The sequence below is a fragment of the Streptomyces sp. NPDC101181 genome (assembly GCF_044767975.1).
In the GTDB taxonomy this organism is placed as follows: domain Bacteria; phylum Actinomycetota; class Actinomycetes; order Streptomycetales; family Streptomycetaceae; genus Streptomyces.
Window position 1 is genome coordinate 75,369 of sequence record NZ_JBIWOX010000025.1, and the last position, 6,203, is coordinate 81,571.

Sequence of the window (6,203 nt, forward strand, 5' to 3'; positions counted from 1 at the left end):
TGGAGGGCAGGCGCGACCTACCGGCCGACCCAATATGTGGTCGGCCAATGATCGGCGCCGATCGCCACTGTAGCCCACTAATTGGCCGACCAAGGTAAAGTGGTGGCAACCCGTCGGGGCATCATCCAAGGCGCGGCCCGCAGCCCGTGGCCCGCCGCCCCGAGGACCCCGAGGAGCCCCGCCATGACCACCGGTCACCCCACCCCAGCGGACCCCGCCTGTACCGACGCGCTGCCCGCGGCGGCGTTCGGCGGGCCGGTGAGCCACGCCGTCTCCCGGGTGGCCCGGTTGCACCGGATCGCGGCGGGCAGGGCGCTCAAGGAGGTGGGCCTCTACCCGGGGCAGGAGCTCTTGATGATGCACCTGTGGGACCGGGGAGCGGTGCGGCAGACGGAGCTGATCAGGTCCCTCGACCTGGACCCGTCGACGGTCACCAAGATGCTCCAGCGCCTGGAGCAGACCGGGCACGTGCGCCGCAGCCCCGACCCGGCCGACCGGCGTGCCGTGCTGGTCGAGGCGACGGACCGGAGCTGCGCGCTGCACCAGGCGGTGCGGACCGCCTGGTGCAGCCTGGAGAATCACACGCTGGCGGGCCTGGACCCGGCGGAGCGCACGGAGCTCACCCGGCTGCTGGCGAAGGTCGAGACGAACCTCTGCCACGAGACGGAGGGCTGCGCGGGGCAGGACTGAGGCCCCGGGCGGCACGGCACACCGGGCGCACGGGGGTGGGGCGCCGCCGGACCGTTGGCTCGGCCCTCCGTCCCCGGGCACGTGGGGCTGAGCACGGCCGGGGCCGATCGCCCGGTGGGTGGGGCCCCCGCCGGGCCGGGACTCCGGTCCGGCGATGCCCCGCCCACCGCGTCTCAGCCCTTCCCGGCCAGCACCTCCAGCGCCCGGTCCACATCGGCCTCGGTGTTGTAGAGGTGGCAGGCGATCCGCAGGTTCCCGGCCGGGGCCGAGACCGCGACCCCCGCCGCCACCAGGTCGGGCTGACGGCCGTCGAGCCCCGGTACGGCGACGATCGCCGACTCCCCCGGGACCGCCTCGTGCCCCAGCTCCGCCAGTCCGGCCCGCAGCCGGGCCGCGAGGCCGGTGGCGTGCGCGTACAGCACATCGGGGCCGACCTCGGCGAGCAGGGCCAGGGAGTGCTCGGCCCCGTGGTACGAGAGGAAGGCGGGCGGCTCGTCGAAGGCGCGGGCGGTCGGGGCGAGGCGCCGGACCGGGCCGTAGTTGCTCTTCCAGGGGGCTCCGGCGGAGACCCAGCCCGCGAAGAGCGGCGGCAGGGCGTGCTCCGCCTCCTCGGTCATGGTCAGGAACGACGTACCCCGGGGGCAGAGCAGGAACTTGAAGCCGCCGGTGACCGTGTAGTCGTACGCCCCGGCGTCCAGTGGGAACCAGCCCGCCGCCTGGGTGGCGTCCAGCAGGGTCCGGGCGCCGTGCGCCGCCGCGGCCGCGCGGACCGCGGCGAGGTCGGCCACCCGGCCGTCGGCCGACTGCACCGCGGAGAAGGCGACGAGCGCGGTGGTGGGGCGGACGGCCGAGGCGAGTTCCGCGAGCGGGACGTACCGCACGCGCAGATCACCCCGGAGCGCGAACGGGGTGACCACGGAGGCGAACTCCCCCTCGGGGCAGAGGACTTCGGCACCCGGCGGCAGCGAGGCCGCGATCAGCCCGACATGGACGGTGACCGAGCCGCCGGTGGCGACCCGGTCCGGGTGGACCCCGACGAGCCGCGCGAACCCCACGCGCGCCGCCTCCACCGCCTCGAAGCTCCCCGCCCCGCTCCGGCGCCCGGCGGCGTTCTCGTCGGCGAGCGCCTTGACGGCGGCGATCGTCCGCCGGGGCAGCAGACCCCAGCTGGAGGTGTTGAGGTAGGTGACCTCGGGGGCGAACTCGGCGGCGACGACCTGACGGAGCACGGAGATGGTCATCCCCTCACCCTGAGGCCCCCTCACCTCGTGGTCAATCGCCGCCGGCCGGGGCCACCCGCGCTGCGCCGACCGATGCGGCGGCTCAGGTGCGCGGGACCTCGCAGGCTCCCTCCGCGTCGCAGGCGGCCGCCTCACCGCCGAGGCCGGTCAGGCCGGTGTCCGGGCGCTCCTTCCACGCCTGCTCCAGCGCCTGGACGAAGACCTCCGAGGGCTGGCCGCCGGAGATCCCGTAGCGCCGGTCCAGGACGAAGAACGGCACGGCGTTGGCGCCCAGCGCGGAGGCCTCGCGCTCGTCGGCGCGGACGTCGTCGGCGTACGCCTCGGGGTCGGCGAGCACCGCACGGGCCTCTCCGGCGTCGAGTCCGGCCTCCTCGGCGAGGGCGAGCAGCACGTCGTCGTCGAAGACGGAACGGTCCTCGGCGAAGTTGGCCCGGAAGGCGAGGGTCAGCAGCTCGTCCTGGCGGCCCCGGGCCTTGGCCAGGTGCAGCAGCCGGTGGATGTCGAAGGTGGAGCCGTGGTCCCGTCCTTCGGTGCGGTAGCCGAGCCCCTCGGACCGCGCGTTGGCGGCGACGTTCGCCTCCATCCCGGCGACCTCCTCACGGGTGCGGCCGTACTTCTCGGCCAGCATGTCGACCACCAGGCCGGTCTGGCCCTTGGCCCGGGAGGGGTCGAGCTCGAAGGAGCGGTGGACCACCTCGACCTCGTCCCGGTGGGCGAACTCCGCGAGCCCCTTCTCGAAACGGGCCTTGCCGATGTAGCACCACGGGCAGGCGATGTCGCTCCAGATCTCGACGCGCATGACTCTTCTTCTCTCCAGGGGTCGCGGACGGGTGGGCGGAGAATCCCCTCTCCGCGGTCGGGCCACCGGTGCCAACACCGGACCCGACCAGCTGATTCCCCCCGCACGGCTGCCCTTTAGGGGCCGGAGGGGGTCACCTGAGAAAACGGTGAGAAGCGGCACAAGGGGGAACGAGCGGGGCCGCCCCGCTCGTCTTCCAGCGGGATGAACAGGACCATCGGATGAACAGGACCATCAGGCGCGCTTCGGTCTTCTGCCTGCTCATGGTGCTCGCCCTGCTGGTGCGGGCGACATGGGTGCAGGGCTACGAGGCCAGGGCGCTCGCGGACGACGAGCACAACCGGCGGAACACCATCGCGCGGTACGCGCAGCCGCTCGGGGACATCATCGTGGCCGGTTCGCCGGTCACCGGATCGAAGGCGACCGGGGGCGGCGACCTCCGCTACCAGCGGACATACCCCGAGGGCGAGCTGTACGCGGCCGTCACGGGCTACAGCTCGCAGGCGTACGGCGCGACCCAGCTCGAAGGCATCTACGGCGATGTCCTGGACGGCACGGACGACCGCCTGAAGAACCCGGCCGGCCTGATCACCGGCGAGCAGGCCGCGCCGGGCAACGTCCTGACCACGATCGACCCGGGCGTCCAGAAGGCGGCCTACGAGGCGCTCGGCGGCGACAAGGGCGCGGTGGTGGCCATCGACCCGAAGACCGGACGTGTCCTCGGCATGGTCTCCACACCCTCGTACGACCCCGCGAGGATCAGCGGCACGGACGACGGCGACGCCTGGCGCGAGCTGCTGGACGACCCGGACAAGCCGCTGGTCAACCGGGCGCTGCGGCAGCCGCTGGCACCGGGCTCCACGTTCAAGCTGGTGGTCGCGGCGGCGGCGCTGGAGAACGGTCTGTACGGCTCCGTCGACGAGGCGACGAGGAGCCCCGCCCCCTACACCCTGCCCGGCACCAGCACCGTCCTGCGCAACGAGAACGCCTCCGCCCCCTGCGAGAACGCCTCCCTGCGCACCGCGCTGCGCTACTCCTGCAACAACGTCTTCGCGAAGGCGGCGGCCGACCTCGGCCAGGACAAGGTGAAGAAGATGGCGGACGCCTTCGGGTTCGACACCGAGAAGCTCGACATCCCGGTGCGGGCGGCCCAGAGCCTCTACCCGACCGGCATGGACCGGGCGCAGACGGCGCTGACGGGCATCGGACAGTTCGAGGTGACGGCGACCCCGCTCCAGATGGCGATGGTCTCCGCGGCCCTGGCCAACGGCGGTGAGCTGGCCGCGCCGCACCTGGTGTCCCAGGTGACGGACGGCGACGGCTCGGTGCTGGAGGAGACCGGCGACGGCGACACGAAGCGGGTGGTGGCCGCCTCCACCGCCGAGCAGCTGCGCAGCGCGATGGTGACGGTGGTCGAGGAGGGCACCGGCACCAACGCGCGGATCGCCGGGGCCGAGGTCGGCGGCAAGACGGGGACCGCGCAGAACGGCGTGGACAACAGCAACACCCCGTACGCCTGGTTCACCTCGTACGCGAAGGACGCCGGCAGCGGCAAGGAGGTCGCCGTCGCGGTGATCGTCGAGGACTCCGGCTCGGCCCGCTCAGAGGTCAGCGGCAACGGCCTGGCCGCGCCGATCGCGCAGAAGACGATGAAGGCGGCGCTGGAGCGGTGACCGCCCGGGAAGACCTGATGGCACCCGGGGAAAAGCGCGCGACACGGTGGCGGGACGGCGGGCAGGATCACGGGCATGCCGAGACCTTCTGGATTCCGCTACGAGGAGCACGGTGACGGGAGCGTCACCATCACCCACCACGGCCGCCCGGCGGGGACCCTGCGCGGGGGCCGGGCCGGGAAGTTCCTCGCCGAGGTGGCGGAGGGCGACGGCCAGTTGGTGATGGCGCGCTGGACCGGCGCGTACCGGCACGGCAACGAACGCACGGCCCGCGACCACCCGCGCAACCGGCGCTGAGAGACGCCGGGCCGGGCGGTGCCCCGGGGGACCGGACCGGGCGGCGCGGGCGGCGTTCCGGGGCGGGCGGAGGGGCGAAGGTACGGGCGGAGGGGCGAAGGTAAGGGAACGGCAAAGCCAGGTCGTTCGTTACCCCGTGCATGACCGCAATGACCCCCGGCTCGAACATCCCTCTGTCCGCCGCCCGCGTGGCGGTGGACGTCGCCGCCCCGGTGCGGCTCGACGTCTCGGGCCTCCTGCTCACCGCCGACGGCAAGGTGCGCTCGGACGACGACTTCATCTTCTACAACCAGCCCTCGGGCCCCGGGGTGACCTACCGCGCGGGCGGGGGCTCCTCGCCCGACGCGATCGTGGTCGACACCACCGCGGTCCCGCCCGGCATCGAGAAGATCGTCGTCACCGCGAGCCCGGACGCCGCGGGCCAGACCTTCCAGGGCGTCGAGCCCACCGCCACCGTGCGCAACGCGGACGACGGCAGCCCGCTCGCCACCTTCACCCCGCCGCAGCTGAGCGACGAGACGGCGCTCGTGGTCATCGAGATCTACCTGCGCAACGGCGCCTGGAAGGCCCGCGCGGTCGGCCAGGGGTACGCCAACGGCCTCGCCGGCATCGCCACGGACTTCGGTGTCTCGGTCGAGGAGCCCGCGGCGCCCGCCGCCCCGCCGGTCCCGGCTGCCGCGGCCCCCGCCGCCCCGGTCGCCGCTCCCGTGGACCCGCGCGTCGCCCCGCCCGCCCCGCCCGCTCCCCCGGCGGCGCCCGCCGCGCCCGTCCCGCCCGCGGGGTCCGGGAAGATCAACCTGGACAAGGGCCGGGTCAACCTCCAGAAGAACCAGACCGTGTCCCTGGTCAAGGGCGGCGCCCCGCTGCTCTCGCGGGTCAGGATGGGCCTGGGCTGGGAGCCCGCTTTCCGCGGCAAGGACATCGACCTGGACGCGTCGGTGATCGCCTACGGCCCCAACCGCAACCACCTGGACAGCTGCTACTTCGGCAAGCTGACCATCCTCAACGGGGCGATCCAGCACTCCGGCGACAACCTCACCGGAGAGGGCGCTGGCGACGACGAGACGATCGTCGTGGACCTGGGCCGGATTCCCGCCGACGCCACGGGCCTGGTCTTCACGGTGAACTCGTTCACCGGCCAGAAGTTCAACGAGGTGGCCAAGGCCTACTGCCGGCTGCTCGACGACGCGACCGGCGAGGAGCTGGTCCGCTTCGACCTGACCGGCGCCGAGCCGCAGACCGGCGTGATGATGGCGAAGCTCATCAAGCAGTTCACCGGCGAGTGGGAGATGACCGCGATGGGCGAGTTCGTGAAGTCACGCACCGTGCGCGGCATGGTGAAGCCCGCCGCCCAGGCGCTGTGACGGCCGGGAGGGGCCGGGGGGGCCCCCCCACCGGGGGCCGGCGGTCCCCCCCCCCCCCCGGTGCCCGCCGCTCCCCCTGCGCTCCCCGCCCGGTGCCGGGCCCCCCCCCTGCCCCCCACACCCCTTGGGCGGGGCCACG

Annotated in this window: 6 protein-coding genes; 4 read left to right on the forward strand and 2 right to left on the reverse strand. The window is 73.8% G+C overall.

All coding sequences use genetic code 11. The features are described 5' to 3' along the window. Positions 1-183 precede the first annotated feature (183 nt). Positions 184-690, forward strand: coding sequence for a MarR family winged helix-turn-helix transcriptional regulator (locus tag ACIRRU_RS28075; protein WP_403685107.1), 507 nt, complete (start codon positions 184-186; stop codon positions 688-690). A gap of 173 nt (positions 691-863) precedes the next feature. Here ACIRRU_RS28075 and ACIRRU_RS28080 read toward each other — a convergent pair whose 3' ends face one another. Together ACIRRU_RS28080 and ACIRRU_RS28085 are read right to left on the reverse strand one after the other, a co-directional pair. Continuing rightward, positions 864-1,931, reverse strand: coding sequence for an aminotransferase class V-fold PLP-dependent enzyme (locus ACIRRU_RS28080; protein ID WP_403685109.1), 1,068 nt, complete (start codon positions 1,929-1,931; stop codon positions 864-866). An 82-nt stretch (positions 1,932-2,013) separates the two neighbouring features. Continuing rightward, entirely contained in the window at positions 2,014-2,730 is a 717-nt protein-coding gene (locus ACIRRU_RS28085) for a DsbA family oxidoreductase (RefSeq protein WP_403685110.1), read from the reverse strand. A 221-nt stretch (positions 2,731-2,951) separates the two neighbouring features. On the opposite strand from ACIRRU_RS28085, the gene ACIRRU_RS28090 reads away from it, so the two are divergent. From ACIRRU_RS28090 to ACIRRU_RS28100, 3 genes are all read left to right on the forward strand, one after another. Further along, positions 2,952-4,403, forward strand: a complete 1,452-nt coding sequence (locus tag ACIRRU_RS28090) for a peptidoglycan D,D-transpeptidase FtsI family protein (RefSeq protein WP_403685112.1) — start codon at positions 2,952-2,954, stop codon at positions 4,401-4,403. A gap of 75 nt (positions 4,404-4,478) precedes the next feature. Continuing rightward, complete coding sequence (locus ACIRRU_RS28095; protein ID WP_403685114.1) at positions 4,479-4,700, forward strand: hypothetical protein; 222 nt, start codon at positions 4,479-4,481, stop codon at positions 4,698-4,700. A 140-nt stretch (positions 4,701-4,840) separates the two neighbouring features. Next, positions 4,841-6,064 carry a TerD family protein gene (locus tag ACIRRU_RS28100; RefSeq protein WP_403685115.1) on the forward strand — a complete coding sequence of 408 codons (1,224 nt, stop codon included), beginning with the start codon at positions 4,841-4,843 and terminating at the stop codon, positions 6,062-6,064. Positions 6,065-6,203: the final 139 nt, after the last annotated feature.